This window comes from Polaromonas sp. P3_B4 (assembly GCF_056402835.1).
In genome coordinates this window covers 1396203-1412448 of record NZ_JBFUGQ010000001.1, presented here as the reverse complement: position 1 = coordinate 1412448, position 16246 = coordinate 1396203, and the positions used below count along the sequence as shown (strand labels likewise).

General features: G+C 60.9%; 14 protein-coding genes. 7 read left to right on the top strand and 7 right to left on the bottom strand.

From position 1 onward, the window contains the following. Positions 1–44: 44 nt before the first annotated feature. Complete coding sequence (locus tag AC1DVV_RS06765) at positions 45–563, bottom strand: hypothetical protein (protein WP_457280877.1); 519 nt, start codon at positions 561–563, stop codon at positions 45–47. Here AC1DVV_RS06765 and AC1DVV_RS06760 point away from each other — a divergent pair. From AC1DVV_RS06760 to AC1DVV_RS06750, 3 genes are all read left to right on the top strand, one after another. Next, positions 529–828: a hypothetical protein gene (locus AC1DVV_RS06760; RefSeq protein ID WP_457280878.1), complete on the top strand. Its 300-nt coding sequence runs from the start codon at positions 529–531 to the stop codon at positions 826–828. The genes AC1DVV_RS06765 and AC1DVV_RS06760 overlap by 35 nt on opposite strands. Further along, positions 791–3154 (top strand): Tex family protein, encoded by a 2364-nt coding sequence (locus tag AC1DVV_RS06755; protein WP_477702042.1) that lies wholly within the window; start codon positions 791–793, stop codon positions 3152–3154. The genes AC1DVV_RS06760 and AC1DVV_RS06755 overlap by 38 nt, the downstream gene beginning before the upstream one ends. A gap of 124 nt (positions 3155–3278) precedes the next feature. Beyond that, on the top strand, positions 3279–4376 hold the full coding sequence (locus AC1DVV_RS06750) for a patatin-like phospholipase family protein (RefSeq protein WP_477666015.1): 1098 nt from the start codon (positions 3279–3281) through the stop codon (positions 4374–4376). A gap of 138 nt (positions 4377–4514) precedes the next feature. Here AC1DVV_RS06750 and AC1DVV_RS06745 read toward each other — a convergent pair whose 3' ends face one another. From AC1DVV_RS06745 to AC1DVV_RS06725, 5 genes are all read right to left on the bottom strand, one after another. Then, a complete protein-coding gene (locus AC1DVV_RS06745) occupies positions 4515–5621 on the bottom strand; it encodes a porin (RefSeq protein ID WP_457280881.1) in 1107 nt (368 codons plus the stop codon). A 463-nt stretch (positions 5622–6084) separates the two neighbouring features. Then, a complete protein-coding gene (locus AC1DVV_RS06740) occupies positions 6085–7776 on the bottom strand; it encodes a hypothetical protein (protein ID WP_477707173.1) in 1692 nt (563 codons plus the stop codon). Further along, a complete protein-coding gene (locus AC1DVV_RS06735) occupies positions 7751–8686 on the bottom strand; it encodes a glycosyltransferase family 2 protein (protein WP_457280883.1) in 936 nt (311 codons plus the stop codon). Before AC1DVV_RS06735 ends, AC1DVV_RS06740 begins: the two co-directional genes overlap by 26 nt. Further along, positions 8683–9135 (bottom strand): GtrA family protein, encoded by a 453-nt coding sequence (locus AC1DVV_RS06730; RefSeq protein WP_457280884.1) that lies wholly within the window; start codon positions 9133–9135, stop codon positions 8683–8685. Before AC1DVV_RS06730 ends, AC1DVV_RS06735 begins: the two co-directional genes overlap by 4 nt. Continuing rightward, a complete protein-coding gene (locus tag AC1DVV_RS06725; RefSeq protein WP_457280885.1) occupies positions 9101–10237 on the bottom strand; it encodes an iron-containing alcohol dehydrogenase in 1137 nt (378 codons plus the stop codon). Before AC1DVV_RS06725 ends, AC1DVV_RS06730 begins: the two co-directional genes overlap by 35 nt. A 113-nt stretch (positions 10238–10350) precedes the next feature. Here AC1DVV_RS06725 and AC1DVV_RS06720 point away from each other — a divergent pair, with 113 nt between their 5' ends. From AC1DVV_RS06720 to AC1DVV_RS06705, 4 genes are all read left to right on the top strand, one after another. Beyond that, on the top strand, positions 10351–11217 hold the full coding sequence (locus tag AC1DVV_RS06720) for a 2-keto-4-pentenoate hydratase (RefSeq protein WP_477666017.1): 867 nt from the start codon (positions 10351–10353) through the stop codon (positions 11215–11217). Further along, positions 11218–12186, top strand: coding sequence for an alpha/beta hydrolase (locus AC1DVV_RS06715; RefSeq protein WP_457280887.1), 969 nt, complete (start codon positions 11218–11220; stop codon positions 12184–12186). It abuts the gene before it with no gap. Beyond that, positions 12183–13040 (top strand): YbgC/FadM family acyl-CoA thioesterase, encoded by an 858-nt coding sequence (locus tag AC1DVV_RS06710; protein ID WP_477666018.1) that lies wholly within the window; start codon positions 12183–12185, stop codon positions 13038–13040. Before AC1DVV_RS06715 ends, AC1DVV_RS06710 begins: the two co-directional genes overlap by 4 nt. 71 nt (positions 13041–13111) lie before the next feature. Then, positions 13112–15346 (top strand): O-antigen ligase family protein, encoded by a 2235-nt coding sequence (locus tag AC1DVV_RS06705; RefSeq protein ID WP_477666019.1) that lies wholly within the window; start codon positions 13112–13114, stop codon positions 15344–15346. Here the strand turns inward: AC1DVV_RS06705 and AC1DVV_RS06700 are convergent. Then, positions 15328–16230 (bottom strand): NRDE family protein, encoded by a 903-nt coding sequence (locus tag AC1DVV_RS06700; protein WP_457280890.1) that lies wholly within the window; start codon positions 16228–16230, stop codon positions 15328–15330. The genes AC1DVV_RS06705 and AC1DVV_RS06700 overlap by 19 nt on opposite strands. Positions 16231–16246: the final 16 nt, after the last annotated feature.

Below are 16246 nucleotides of genomic sequence, written 5' to 3'. Positions count from 1 at the left end.
CGGGCTTGGTTAACAAAGACGCGGCACAACCGGTATTCAGGCACTTAAACCAGCGGCATGGTCTCCGAGTCTTTTTCCAGGTGCGGAATGCCGCCATGCCGCTCAAGCCTGTCCTGGAGCTGGCCCATGTGGGCGGCCATGGTGTTGTCCGACTGCTCCAGCCGCGCCAGCAATGCCTGTTGCTGCTGCGAGAAGCGTTCGGCCAGCACAGTGGCGGCGGCGGCTTCCCGGTGCTGTGCGGCCAGGGCCTGCACCTCCAGGTAGCTCCGCAGTTCGGTAAAACGCGAGGCCTCGGCCTTGTCAGCCAGCTCACGCTGCGTGTTCAGCTCGCGTGCGTAGCGCCGGGTTTCCAGCAAGTTGGTGCTTTGCATGTAGAGCGTGGAGGCCAGAAACACCACCGTGGCAACCACCAGCAAGAGCAGCATCACGAAGCCCAGCGACACCTCCACGGTGGTAAAGCCCAGGCTGAGCATGCTCACACGGCTGAATTCATCGACATTGAGGGCCACAAAGCCCGCCAGCAGCAGCATGGCCACCACCAAAAAAATCGTGCGAGTCCGCATGTGTGTCTCCCCTGAAAATGTAAGAAATTGCTTTAAGCCAAGGGCCATTATCAGAAGCAAAACAGCGCTGGTGCTGTGGGACAATGCCGACCCTTGGCGTCAGTTTGTACTCGGCGCACCGATAACGGCTCTCTGCCAGGGCAGGCTGCATCGCCGGGCGGGCATTTGCCCCTTTATCGACCTTCTTTTGCTTCTTTTTCCGAGCTTTTTCGAACATCTCTTTCAATATGCAGAAAATCATCCGCCAGATCGCGGCAGAAATTAAAGTCCAGGAACACCAGATCAAGGCAGCCGTCGAGCTGCTTGACGGCGGCGCCACGGTTCCCTTCATCGCGCGCTACCGCAAGGAAGCCACCGGCGGGCTGGACGACATCCAGTTGCGCGAGCTGGAATACCGGCTGGGGTACCTGCGCGAGCTGGAAGAGCGACGCGAAGCCGTGCTCAAAAGCATTGAAGAGCAGGGCAAGCTCACGCCCGAGTTGCGTGCAGCCATAGAGTTTGCCGCCACCAAGCAGGACCTCGAAGATCTTTACCTGCCCTTCAAGCCCAGGCGCCGCACCAAGGGTCAGATTGCGCGTGAAGCCGGCATCGAGCCGCTGGCCGACAAGCTGTTTGCCGACCCGTCGCTGGTACCTGCCGACGAAGCCGCGGCCTTTGTGAAGGCCGAAAAGAACGAAAGCGGTGACGACTTCACCACCGTGCAAGCCGTGCTCGACGGCGTGCGCGACATCCTCAGCGAACGCTGGGCCGAAGATGCCGGCCTGGTGCAGTCGCTGCGCAACTGGCTCTGGAGCGAGGGGCTGTTCAGCTCCAAGCTGGTGACCGGCAAAGACGAGAACAACGCCGACAACAGCAAATTCCGAGACTACTTCGACTACGGCGAGCCGATTGGCCGCGTGCCTTCGCACCGTGCGCTGGCAGTCTTTCGCGGCCGCGGGCTTGAGATCCTGGATGCCAAGCTGGTACTGCCTGAGCAGGCCGAGCCCGGCAAGCCCAGCATTGCCGAAGGCAAGATCGCGCTGCACCTGGGCTGGAGCCACAAGGCGCGACCAGCGGATGATTTGATCCGCAAGGCCGTGGCCTGGACCTGGCGCGTCAAGCTCAGCCTCTCGCTCGAGCGCGACCTCTTTACCCGTTTGCGCGAAGAGGCCGAGAAGGTCGCCATCAAGGTCTTTGCCGACAACCTGCGCGACCTGCTGCTGGCAGCGCCCGCCGGCCCGCGTGTGGTGATGGGCCTGGACCCGGGTATTCGCACCGGCGTGAAGGTGGCCGTGGTCGATGCCACCGGCAAGCTGGTGGAGACCTCTACCGTCTATCCGCATGAACCGCGCAAGGACTGGGATGGCTCCCTGCACACGCTGGCCAGGCTCTGCGAAAAGCATGGCGTCAACCTGATCGCCATCGGCAACGGCACCGCCAGCCGCGAAACCGACAAACTCGCCGCCGACCTGATCAAGGGAATGGCCAAGGTGGAACAGGCCATTGAAAAAGTCGTGGTCAGTGAGGCGGGTGCCTCCATCTACTCCGCCAGTGAATTCGCCAGCCAGGAAATGCCCGACGTGGATGTGAGCCTGCGCGGCGCGGCCAGTATTGCGCGACGCCTGCAAGACCCGTTGGCCGAGCTGGTCAAGATCGACCCGAAATCGATCGGCGTTGGCCAGTACCAGCACGACGTGAACCAGAGCGACCTGGCGCGCAGCCTCGACACCGTGGTCGAAGACTGCGTGAACAGCGTGGGCGTGGACCTGAACACCGCCAGCGTGCCGCTGCTGGCGCGCGTGTCGGGCCTGTCGCAAACGGTGGCCAAGTCGGTCGTGCGCTGGCGTGATGCCAACGGTGCCTTCGCCTCGCGCGCCGACTTGCTCAAGGTGACCGGCCTGGGCGCCAAGACTTTTGAGCAGAGCGCGGGTTTCCTGCGCCTGCGCAGCAGCAGCAACCCGCTGGACATGACAGGGGTGCACCCCGAAACCTACCCGGTGGTTGAAAAGATCATGGCCCACACCGGCAAGCCGGTGGCCGAGCTGATGGGCCGGGCCGAGATGCTCAAGACCCTGAAGCCCGAGCTGTTTGCGAATGAACAGTTCGGCGTGATCACCGTCAAGGACATCATTGCCGAACTGGAAAAACCCGGCCGCGACCCGCGCCCCGACTTCAAGGTGGCCCGCTTCAACGACGGCGTGGAAGACATCAAGGATTTGAAGGAAGGCATGACGCTGGAAGGTACGGTCAGCAACGTGGCCGCCTTCGGCGCCTTCATTGACATCGGTGTACACCAGGACGGCCTGGTCCACGTGAGCCAGCTTTCCAACAAGTTCGTGAACGACGCGCGTGAGGTCGTAAAAACCGGCGACATCGTCAAAGTACGCGTGACCGAGGTCGATGTGGCGCGCAAGCGCATTGGCCTCACCATGAAACTCGACGCCGCACCGGCCCGCCGCGACGGCCCGCGTGACAACCGCTTTGAAAGCGCGCGCCCGCCGGGCGGGCAAAACCGCGGCGGCAACTATGGAAGCCGCCCAGGCGCGCCACAACCGGCCGCCGCGACCGCCATGGAGTCGGCCTTCAGCAAGCTGGCGGCACTGAAGAAATAACAATGCGCACGCCGCCAGGTCGCCAGAAAGACATGAATTGACCCGTTTTTAAGGTTAAATCAGGCCCTGGCGCTTGACTGGCGGGCGCAACCAGCTATCAAAATAATAGCAACCATCTACCCCCATGCAAGCCCTCCGCATTTACGCCGGTCCCAAGGCACGCCGGCATATCGAGCAAAACGGCCTCAGGCCAGCAGACATTGCCGTCGTACCCGGGGCGGCGGGCGGGCCCAAGGGCTTGATCCTTGGCGCACTGGACCGCTTTATCTTTGGTGACTGGCTGGCGCAAAGCAGCCATCCGGTGGACCTGGTCGGCGCGTCCATAGGCGCATGGCGCATGGCCACGGCCTGCCTGGACAACCCTGAGGCCGCATTCCAGCGCCTCGAAACCGATTACATCCACCAGCATTACGAACTCAAGCCCGGGCAGAAGCGCCCGACCGCCGACGCCGTCAGTGAGCAGTTCGGCCAGAGCCTGAAGGTTTTCTACGGGGGCAGGGTGAAGGAAGTGATTGGCCATCCCCGCTATCGGCTGCACATCGTCACCTCGCGTGGCCGCCACATGCTGGGCCGTGAGCACAAGGTGGCCACGCCGCTGGGCTACTTTGGCGCGTTCCTCACCAACAGCCTGCACCGCAAGGCCATGGGCGCATGGCTGGAGCGCGTCGTGTTTTCCACGCAGAACGCCTCCCTGCCGTTTTCAACTGCCGACTACCGGACCCGCCAGGTGCCGATGGACGAAGCCAATTTTCAGCCGGCACTTCAGGCCAGCTGCTCCATCCCTTTTGTGCTGCGCTCCGTGCACAACATCCCCGGCGCGCCGCCCGGCGCCTACTGGGACGGCGGCATCACCGACTACCACCTGCACCTGAACTATCACCGCGGGGGCACGGCAGGGGAGGCGGGGTCATCGCCGGGATTGGTGCTGTACCCGCATTTCCAGAGGGCCGTGGTGCCTGGCTGGCTCGACAAGGGCCTGAAGTGGCGGCACGGAGCCACACATTTTCTGGACAACATGGTGTTGCTCGCCCCCAACCCGGAGTGGATCAAAACCTTGCCCGGCGGCAAGCTTCCGGACCGCGCGGACTTCATGCGCTACGGCCCCGATATCCACGCACGCATACGCGCATGGTCGCAGGCCACATCGAAAGCCGGGCAGCTTGCGGAGGAATATGCCCGGTGGCTGGAACATCCGGACATGAAGCTGGTTCATCATTTATGAACCGGCCATGAACCGGCCGGAATGCGCGCCTCGATGCGGTGTTTCCCCGGCGAGGCGCTCATAAAAAAGCCGCATGACGTGGCACGTCATACGGCGATTCCAGATCGCTGCCAGGCACCTCAGCCTGGAGCGGAAGCCTCAAAACACGTGTGCAATACCCGCGTACAGCGACTTCGGGCTTTGGCCGACCGCCGAGAGCGCCAGGCCAGCCGAACTGCCACCGCCGCCGCTGATGGTGTAGCCTGCGTTGGCCTGGTTGCTGATCCTGGTCGCGCCGCCGTAGATCGTGGTTCGCTTGGACAGCGGATAGTCGTAGCGCAGGCCTATGGCCTTGGAATCCGAATTCGCCGTGGTCTTGTTTTTGAGCTGGCCGTAGGTGGCGATCAGCTTGCCTACGCCGACAGGTGCCGAGGCGCCGATCTGGTAAGCGTCGAGCGCGGGCGCACCAGTCGTGTCGCCGCGACGACGTACAAAGATGGCAGACGGCTTGATGAACCCGAAATCGTAGGAGACGGCGACATCAGTGTATTTATCGGTATTGCCGACTATGTAGATGGTTTTTTCCGTCAGGTAGCTGACTTGCGCCGCAAGCGTGCTGCTGCTGTAGCCGGCTGCGATGTTGAGCACGTTGCCGGTGGACTTGGGTTGGCCGCCCGCGCCGGTCGATTCGCCGAAAGCATAAAACACATTGGCCTTGAAACCGCTCCAGGTCGGCGTTGTGTACTGGATGGAGTTGTCCCGGCGGGTGGTGGCGTCAGAGAGCGAGCCACCGTTGATGCCTACGCCCGGCCCCGCGTAATAGTTCAGGGCGCCGGACATCGTGAATCCGGCGGGGTCAAAAGCCGCCATGGTTCCAAAATGCGGCGTGTACTGGCGGCCGATGTTGACGGCGCCGAAGTCACCACTCAAGCCCACGGTCGCCAGGCGCTGAAACATGTAACTAGCCCCAGTCGGCACAGTGCTGGTGGGGATGGTCGCAGTACCTGTGCCAGTGCCTGTGTCTGTTAAAAAGCCGGCCTCCAGCACGAAATTCGCCTTCAGGCCGCCGCCGAGGTCTTCCGTACCGCGAAACCCGAAACGTGAACCCATGGCACCCCCGCTGGAGACGCGTGTCACATTGCCGTTGCCGGCAGACGCGACTTCCAAATAGGTATCAACCACGCCATACAGCGTGACGGAGCTTTGGGCCTGAGCGGCGCAACTGGCAGCGGACAGCACGGAAAGTGCAAATAGTTTGGTCTTCATCAGGTCTCCTAATGTTGTTGATATAAGCGTGCTTATCGATTCGACGCAGCCCTACAGGTCCCATGCACTGTTGTTTGCGGACAGCAAACACCGCGTGAAATCGCTAATCACTGCATGAGGTTAATGGGGTTTTAGTTATAAAAAATAAGTAAATAGTCTCTTGTCAACAATGACATTTATGGTTATAAAAAGTAATTAAATGATTTTGCGACTGATTCTTCGGCCAGAACGCAGCCTGGCTGCTAGCTACTGATCTGGCCCGAATTGCGAGTGATGCTGCGCGAAGGCAACTTCAGCCCGGCGTCCACCGCATTCCCGGCGCTACGAGAGCGGTGGGACCTCATCATTGCCCGCACTTCGCGATGCTTCTGAACTGATGGGGTGGCGCATACATCGGGTGGGTCCGATTTGGCAGATAGAGACATGGTGGGCGGGTGCGACCTGGCGCACCCCCAGCGGGAGCTCAGCGCCAGGCGGAGCCGGCGTCCGGGCAGTCGCTCGACACGGCTCTGACGGTCGCTGCCGGCAATGTCGCACGCTGGTGTTCGGCTCGCCACAACACATCCCAGACACCAAGATCAGCCAACTGAAGCCGCACCGTGCTGCGGCAATGCCGATTCCAGTCGTAGCCGACCATGAGATTGAGCCGGTCGCTTGCGGCTCGCGAGGCTGGCGCTTGTTCGGCCAGCTCGCGGCGTGTTTTTTCGCTCCAGGCTTGTATGGCCGGAACCTCGGGCAGCAGGTGTGCCGACCAGCGTGTTTCGCCGTAGGCTCGCAACAGCAGGTCGTTCGCCTCATAGACCCGGCCGAGGTAACCGGCATGCGCATCGACAATCAGGTCAACCTCACCGCCGGGCGGCKCCGGCCGCGCCGCCAATGCTTTGACGATGCCGTGCTCCTGCGCGATTCGTTCAAGTTTTTTCCAGTGGCCAGCCATGCCGATCAGGAGGTTCACCGCGATCATCAGTACCAGGGCGCCGCGCAGTGTCGCGCCCGGCACCGTCGCGCGTTGGACCAGTGCGACGCAGCAGCCCGCAAACAGCGCAATGACAACCATCGGTAGCAATAGATGCCGCGCACCCCATTCGCCGTACCAAAAGCTCAACGGCGCCTGGCTTGAGGCCGTCGCGAGCACCGCGGAGACGGAAGTCGGCGACGGCAAATGAACGACAAACAACGGGGAGCCGAGCCCGACCACCACATAGGGGGCCATGGCCGCCAGCGCGAGCAATCCCAGTAGCGCCATCGGCCGCCAACCGGCTCGCAGCGCGGTACCGAACGACTTCTCGCCGGCAGCCCGGCGATGCCAGCTCGCCACGAGGCCGGGCAACAAGGGCAGTAGCAGCAGGAACCAGGTTGCGAACAATGCCAGATATTTGAGGTAACTCAGCATGCTGCTCAATGCGAGGGGATCGAGAAACTGGTTGTAAGCGATGTACGCGCCGACTGGCCGCCAGATCACCCGCGTAGCGGCAAACGCGGCAATCGCAGCGAACACCAGAATCACCGAGCGGACATAGTTCCAGCGGGATCTGTCACGGGCAAACAGCCAGCGACCGGATTCCAGCGCGATCAAAAAAGCACAGTTCGATGCGAGCTGGAACGACAGCAGCACCAGCAGCAGCCCGAGACTGGCTTGCATGCGTCCGGGCGCGTGGAACAAACGGTAGCCCGCCAATGCCAGAAACACGCAGGCGATATGGCCGAGCATTGGCGTGTAGCTGAAGAAAACATACCAGAGCGGGAAGCTCAATACGACGGCAGGCAACCATGCGGCAACCGCCGGTTCAATGTTAAAGACGTCCTCCCCAAGGCGGCGTACTTCCCAGGCGATACCGAGCGCCATCAAGATGATCCAGAGCTTGAAAAATATCCAGGGTGGCAGCAATGGCTGAAGCGCATCGGCGAGGTAAAAGAGGCCGTAGGTCAGGTACCAGTTGCTGTCGAGCAGCCAGCTTCTGAGCGTGGCCCAGTCGTGATTGGCCAGAGCGTGGGCGCCGATGACACCATCCCACATTTCAGTCGACGACAGCCAGATTGGTGCAGGTCCGAGCAGCAGCGCGAACACGGTCCAGAAAATTACGCTACCGAATGGGGTTGTCGGTCCGGCGCGGCCAGCCTCGGCCGCCTTAATCATCGAAATTAATGCGTTCACGTTCGACGACGAGCGGACGTTTCATGACATGGGTCAGGATCGCGCCGACATATTCTCCGAGCAAGCCTATAAAAAACAGCTGTACCGATGCGAAAAAGAACACGCCTATCAGTACCGGTGCCGTGCCCATCGAAAACTGGTTCCAGAACAGCAGTTTAAGTAACAGATAGACGAGGGAGACCAGCAAGCTCAAGCCCGACAGAGCAAAACCGATCATCGTTGCGAGCCGTAACGGCACGCGCGAGTGAGAGGTGATGCCGAGCATCGCAATATCGTAGAGCGTATAGAAGTTGTTTTTGGTAATGCCCCGCAGGCGCCGCGGCTGGTTATAGGGGATTTGCACCGCCTCGTAACCAACCTCGGAAACAAGGCCGCGCAAATAAGGATATGGATCGTCGATGCGTCGCAGGACCTCCAGTACCTTGTGGTCGTACAGGCCGAAGCCCGTGAAATTCTGGATCAGCTTGACGTCGGCGATCTTTGTGACGGTACGGTAATAAAGGCGGCGCAGCGAGAACATCAGCGAGGACTCTTCGGAGCTTGGTTTCACGCCGACAACGATTTTTTCGCCGTCAAGCCAGTGCGCGACAAAATCTTTCATAAGTGCCGGCGGATCTTGCAGGTCTGCCACCAGCAGGATCGCAGCGTCGCCAGTCGCCTGCAGCAGTCCATAGTAGGGTGAGCGGATATGGCCGAAATTACGCGCGTTCAGGATGACCTTGACCTTCGGGTCGGCGGCTGCCAGTTTGCGTAGCAGCGCTTCGGTACGATCAGTCGAACAGTTATCGATAAACAGGTGTTCGTAACTGACGCCCTCGATTTCACCAAATACCGCGCGAGTTTGCGCATAGACCTCTTCGACGTTGTCCTCTTCGTTATAGCAAGGGGTGACTACTGTGATTTTTTTCATGGCATGGCGAAGACGAATTTCTGTTGCATCTTATAGGCGATCAATGCAAGCGGGAGCAGGACTATCGCGTTGGCGGCATAAAGATTGAGACCTGCCGCCAGCAAAAGTGCAACCCCGCCCACATTAAGCCCGTAAATCAGGACATAAACCGCGACAAAACGCATGAGCCTGCTGCGGGGTGCGCCGTCGAATACGAGCCGACCGGTGGTCTGAAAGTTAAACGCGATCCCGGCAACGGTCGCCAGTCCGATCGCTACGGGATATGGCATGCCAAGCAAGCTCAGAATTGCGAACAGTCCGTAACCGAAACCGGTATTGAGCAGGCCGACTGTCAAAAAACGCAGAAATTTTGAAATTGGCAATTCAAGCAAACCTTGGAAGCTGGGCAGAACGTATTTTCCCCCCAACCCTGCGCTACATCGATTTTTCGAGCATGAGGCGGTAATCATTCATGTCGGCGATGCGTGGATTGGTCTTATGGCAATGGTCAGCCAGCGCGCCGTCGATGATCCTGCCGAAACTTTGCGGCTGCACGCCCATTGCTGCGAGGCCGTCAGGCAACCCCAGCCGTGCGTTCATCTCGCGGATGGCATCCGGAATGTCGGTGCCCGAAGCAAAGCCCATGGCACGCGCCATGCGGTCGAGGCGCCGGTCCTTCTGCACCGATTCGGCGGCCGCATTGAAGTCGACGACCACAGGCAGAAACATGGCATTCAGCGTGCCGTGGTGCAGGCGCGGGTCGACTCCGCCCAGGCTGTGGCTCAGCGAATGCACGCAGCCCAGTCCTTTCTGGAACGCCATGGCCCCTTGCATGGAGGCGCTCATCAGGTTGAAGCGGGCGTCCCGGTCACTGCCATCGCGCGTGGCCCGTTCGATATGGGCCCAGCCGCGTTCCAGGCCGTCCAGCGCGATGCCGTCGGCTGGCGGGTTGAAGGCGGCTGACATGAAGGTCTCCATGCAATGCGCAATCGCGTCCATGCCGGTGGCCGCTGTCAGTTTGGCCGGCAGGCCCAATGTGAGCTCCGGATCGCAAATCGCCGTTTTCGGCACCAGATGCCAGGAATGAAACCCAAGCTTGCGGTGGTCATCCACAATAATGATGGCCCCGCGGGCGACTTCGCTGCCGGTGCCGCTGGTGGTGGGCACGGCAATCAGCGGGGCCGCGCGGTCCGTGATTTTCAGTGAACCGCCTTCAATGGTGGCGTAGGTCGTGAGCGGGCCTTCATGGGTTGCGGCAATCGCCACGCCTTTGGCGCAATCAATGGCTGAGCCACCACCGACCGCGATCAGACCGTCGCAGCCGGCGGACTTGTACAGCGCGGCGGCTGCGCGAACGGCTGCCTCGGTGGGATTCGAAGGGGTTTGGTCAAACACCGTCACCTGCACACCGGGCAGCGCGTCAATCGCTTTTTGCAAAATACCTGCAGCCTTGACACCGGGGTCGGTGACGATGAGCGGACGGGTGATGCCGACACGCTCACATTCCTGCTTGAGCAATTTGATCGCGCCGAATTCAAACTGGATCTGGGTGACGTAATAGATAAAGGCCATGGTTTTGCTGTCTTTCGCGTTGTACGATGCTGGGCGGTTTTCCCGTGCCGCCCATCTTGCCCCAATCGGTTGCCCCAATCGGCTTGCCCTTACTTTAATAGCTGGAGATGCCCATGAATTGCAAGCAAACCCTGATGCTGGTCACCTGGGCGATAGCGGCTCTTCAGGCCAGGGCCGAATGTCTGAGCGATGCGCAAGTCGGCGACCTGGCCGAAAAGATCGCCGCCAGACAGCCTGCGGCAAACCCGGAAGGTCTCAACGAAGCCGATGGCGCTTGTACCCGCGCCAAACTCAATGCGCTGCTGGAAAAACGCCACGGCAAAGTGGTCGGCTACAAGGCAGGCCTTACCAACCCGGCGGTACAAAAACGCTTCAACTACGACCAACCCGTGTGGGGCAAGCTGTATGAGGGCATGGTGCTGCCCGGCGGGTTCGTGGTCGATGCGGCCTTTGGCGCGCGTCCGCTTTTTGAGGCCGACATGCTGGTGCGTGTCAAAAGTGCAGCCATCAACCGGGCCCGGACATCCCTGGACGTGCTTGAAGCCGTTGACCAGATCATTCCCTTTATCGAATTGCCCGACCTGGTCGTGCAGGCGCCACCCCGGCTCAATGGCCCGGCGGTCAGTGCCATCAATGTCGGTGCCCGGTTCGGTGTGGCCGGTACGCCCTTGGCCGTGCCCGTGACGAGGGCAGAGCGCTACGCCATGCTGGGCATGCTGGAAAACATGACCGTCGTGCTTGCAGACGGCAGCGGTGCAGAACTGGGAAGAGGCAAGGGCAGCGACATCCTCGGTCATCCCCTCAACGCAGTCGTCTGGTTAGCCGGCGCCCTGGCCAAGGAAGGTCTTGCCATGAAGCCAGGCGATTTGATCAGCCTGGGCTCGTTTTCACCCCTGCTACCCCCCAAGGCAGGGTTGACCGCCACAGCGACTTACCAGGGACTGGCCGGAGCGCAGCCTGTGTCGGTAACATTCAAATAAATGCGCCGCACCTCCCCTGAAGACTTGCTGACTCCCGCGATGCGGAATGTACTCAGCCGCATGGCACGGGCCAGGCGCCCACCGTTTCATACGCTCACCCCCGCAGGGGCCAAAGCGGCATACGAGGCAGGTGCCGGCGTGCTGGAAATTCCCAAGCCGGCCTTGACGCGAGTCGAAGACCTGCTCATTCCCGCCAGGGATGGCTACAGCCTGCCTGCGCGCCTCTACGCCTCCTCAACTGACCGCCTGCCGGTGCTGCTTTACTTTCATGGCGGCGGCTTCACCATCGGAAGTGTGGCAACGCATGACGTGCTGTGCCGGCAGCTCAGCCACCTGTCAGGTTGCGCGGTGATTTCCGTGGACTACCGGCTGGCACCGGAGTACAAATTTCCTGTAGCTGCCCATGATGCCTGGGATGCCCTGCAGTGGCTGACGGTACGGTCAACCAGCCTCGGTCTTGACGAAACCCGTGTGGCGGTCGGCGGCGACAGCGCGGGCGGCACGTTGGCAACCATGTGCGCCATCCTGGCCCGCGATGCCGGTTTGCCGCTGGCGCTGCAGCTGCTGTTTTACCCCGGTTGCGCCGCCCGCCAGGACACACCGTCGCACCGGCTTTTTGCCGGTGGTTTTGTGCTCGAGGAAGCTGATATCACCTGGTTTTTCAACCACTATGTGCGAAGCCCTGCCGACCGCGAGGACTGGCGCTTCGCGCCGCTCAATGCGCCGGATGTGGACGATGTGGCCCCTGCCTGGCTGGGCCTGGCAGAGTGCGATCCCCTGATCGACGAAGGGGTGATGTATGCCGACAAGCTGCGCGCGGCCGGCGTGCCGGTCGACCTGGAAATCTACCGCGGGGTCACGCACGAGTTCATCAAGATGGGGCGCATCATTCCCGAAGCGCGGCAAGCCCATGCGGACGCGGCCCGGGCGCTGCGCCTGGCATTCAATCTTTCGGACAATAAACCATGAAACGACAGGAATTCCGATTTTTTCACCCGCTGCGGGTTCGCTGGGCCGAAGTGGACATGCAAAAAATCGTGTTCAACGCGCATTACCTGATGTACTTCGACACTGCCATCACCGACTACTGGCGCGCGCTGGCACTGCCGTACGAGGAAACCATGCACAAGATGGGCGGTGACCTGTACGTGAAAAAGGCCGCACTGGAATACCACGGCTCGGCACGCTTTGATGACCGGCTCGATGTTGCGCTCAAGTGCGCACGCATCGGCAATTCGTCCATGACATTCATAGGTGCGGTGTTCAGGGCCGATGAACTGCTCATTACCTGCGAACTCATCTATGTGTTTGCCGATCCCCTGACCCAGACGTCCCGGCCCGTGCCGGATGCGCTGCGCAATCTGCTCGTGGGCTTTGAGGCCGGTGAGGCCATGGTGAACATCAGGACGGGTGATTGGGCCACCCTGGGCGCCGACGCGGCCAGGGTCCGCACGGCCGTGTTTGTGCAGGAGCAGGGCATTCCGATGGAGATGGCGTGCGACGAAGCGGACAACCCGGCCGTGCACGCCGTTGCCTATAACGGGTTGGGAGAGGGCATTGCGACCGGGCGGCTGGTGCGGCAAGCCGATGGCACGGCGAAGATCGGGCGCATGGCGGTGCACAAGGCGCTGCGCGGAGCTCACCTTGGCCAAAATCTTTTGAACGCGTTGATGGACGCCGCCCGGGATCGCGGAGACCACGAGGTCATGCTGCATGCGCAGCGCAGTGCGGAGGGCTTTTACCGGCGCCTTGGCTTTGAGGCCCGGGGTGAGCCTTTCGAAGAAGCCGGCATCTCCCATGTTGAGATGGTCCGGGCACCGTAACGGCGTTGTTGGTGCATGCCGTCGCCTGTGCGTGCGGCCTGTTTCAAACACTCAGAAAGCTGATCGATCTCATGACCCCCAAAAAAACCGGCCCCGATGCGCAGGGGCATCCCACCGTCGCAGGTACGGTAGCCAAGCTGGACCCTGCTGACTCACCCGGCGCGGACTCCATGGCGGCCCTGCCTGCAGAGGTGGCGCAGGGCGGCTGGATCACCGTGCTTCTTGCTTTCATGATGTTTGTGACGCCGGCAATTGGCGTGCCTCATGAAGAAATGCTGCAGGACACGCTGAAATCCATGATGGTGTCGTTTTCGGCGATCAGTGCCGGCCTGATTTTCTTCTGGCAGCAGCGCCACCGGCAGGAGCCCCTGCGTTGGCATGCCCTCATGTGGTTACCCCTGTCGCTCATGTTTTACGCCCTGGCAAGCATGCTGTGGTCACACGCCTATCTCGGTGGCGTGGAGGCCATCCGGTGGTTCGTCTTCAGCCTGCTGCTGTGGCTGGGGCTCAATACCCTGTCAAGGGACCGGTTGCCTCATTTGGCCCTGGGGATTCATGCGGGCGCCCTCGTGGCTTCGCTCTGGACCGCACTTCAGTTCTGGTTTGATTTCACTTATTTTCCGCAAGGCCCGAATCCAGCGTCCACTTTTGTCAACCGTAACTTTTTTGCCGAATTTGCGGTCTGCACCATTCCTTTCTCCTTCTATCTACTGATGCGGGCACGGAACTCGCTGCAAATATCCCTGCTGTCCTTGACCAACGGCTTTGTCGTCGTGGCGCTCATGATGACAGGGACGCGTGGGGCCTTGATGGCGTTATGGCTGCTGCTGATCTTCGTACTGCCGCTCATCGCCATGCGCTACCGCCGGCAACTGGCGATTTCTTCGTGGCACCTCGGCCAGAAATTGTTGGCATGCGGGCTTCTGGCGGCCACCGTCCTCGCTTTGGGTTTGATCCAGACCGGTAATCCGAAACTGACAGCAGAGGCCCGGGGCAACACGGCTTTCGAGCGGGCCTTCAAGCGTACGGCAACAATTTCCGTCGATGACAATTCCTTGGGCGTGCGCTTTGTGATGTGGAAAGCGACATCGCGGATCATCCAGGCTCATCCGCTAAGAGGCGTTGGCGCCGGCGCCTGGGAAGTGGATGTTCCGCTGTACCAGGCCGATGGCACGCAACTTGAAACCGACTATTACGTCCACAACGAGATCCTTCAGTTGCTGGCCGAATACGGCCTGGTGGGCTGGATGTTCCTGCTGGCCCTTCTTGGCTATCTCAGCATCGCCGCGTGGAAAACGCTCAGAAACCGGGGATTCGGGTGGTTGCAGGAGGCCCCGGAACGTGCGCTTGTCCTGTCCAGCTTGCTGGCGCTTTTGATCGTCAGCAATATCGGTTTTCCCTGGCGCATGGCCACTACCGACGCAATCTTTGCACTGGCGCTGGGGTTCCTGACCGCTTCCGACGCCCGCCTGGGCGTTCAAGGCAAGTTTGCCGCCCAACAACTTTCCTGGAAGCCTGTGTACTCGAAGTTGCTGGGCATCACTTTAATGTTTTGCCTCGCGCTGGCGATCTATATATCGCAACAGGCCGCCATGGCGGAAAGCAGGATCGTCAGGTCCGTCAGACTGGCACTAACCATCACGCAGTCCGGGGATGTCAACAACCCGCGCTGGAACGCCACCAAGCTGGAAATATTGGAGCTGGTCAAAGAAGGCACCCGCATCAATCCCCACTACCGCAAGCTGACGCCGATGGTGGCTGACGAATTGGCGCGCTGGGGCGACTGGCCAAACGCCGTCTGGATCTGGGAGTCTGTGGTGTCTTCGCGTCCGTACGTGGTGGCCCTGCTGACGAATATTGCCCGTGGGTATGCCCAGATGGGAGCCATGGACAAGGCTTTCGAATACCTGGAGCGCAGCAAGAACCTCCAGCCGAAAGCGGCTTCAGTCCGATCGCTGGAAGTCGTCCTGCTGAGCCGGTCGGGGAGAACGGCAGAGGCCCAAAAGCTGGCCAAACAATACCTGGCAGAAGGTATTTATGACTATGACCTCCTGGATGCCGGGTGGGTACTGGGTGTGAAAAACGGCGACTTGGATCTGGCCATCCAGAGCATGGAACTGCGTAACAAAAGCTTTCCTGACCAGCAGGTCGACGGGCTGGTCAAACTGGGCTACCTCTATGCCATCCGGAAAAAAGATGACGCGAAGGCGTTGATGTTCTACAAGGCGGCCATGGCCGCATCACCCGAAAAAGACAAGGAAGCCACGCGTCAGCGTATTCCCCCCGACTACCGGTCCAGGCTCTGAGAAGCGGGTGCGGCTTTCTGCCATTGAACAGTGAACCGGTGCGAAACGGGATACGCCGGCTGATGGTGATGGCTGGACTCTTCAGCTGACGGGCTCACGTACGTATGCTCCTCGACCTGGACATCCCATCGCGTTGACAGATCGGCTGGATCTGCTGCTGCCAGCAGCACGGTGCTGCTCCGTGTGCCGTACGCATGGTCCGGAAAATCCACAAAGGCACTGGACAGAGCTTCTTCCAGCGCCAACGGCACACCGGTGGCTGGAAGGTCTTCGCGCGGCGCGCGCTGGCGATTACCCAGAGCTGACCACAGCGATGCCTGAAGCTCCGTTGCTTCCAGGCCTGAGCTCGCCATCAGCGCGGCGTGGAGGGAGCGTTTGAGTTCCAGGGTTTTGGGCCACGGCGTATCCAGTGCCGCATTGGACAACCCATAGAGACCTGGTGGCAGAGCCTGAAGATGCAGGCTTGAAGCGCCAGACACCACGGCCGGCTTGTTCGTCACCCAGGCCCAGACGTTCCGCTGAAAATCGCCAACCACCAGGTTAAAGCCTGCGTAGTCCGCGCCTTCTTCTTCGAGGGCTGAAGCAAAACCTGCCGCATCATCGCGGCTTTCCAGCCAACGTGTTACCAGTTCCCCCCGTGAGCGAGCTCCGGTATCCGCACGGGCTCCGCGCACATTGGTGAGAAAAGCGATCCTGCCGCCCGGAGTCATGCCCATCCAGGTGCCGCCGGCACGCAAGTCGCGGCCTGAGAGGACTTCTTGCCCCGAAGCGGTTTGCCAGCGGGCCAGCGGCAGCGTCGGCCGGTCCAGGAATTCATCGCGGTTGGCCGCAATCAGGAGCGGCCAACGCTCCGACACGCCAATGGCAAACGCGATCAGGCACATGTCATGAGCCCCACGC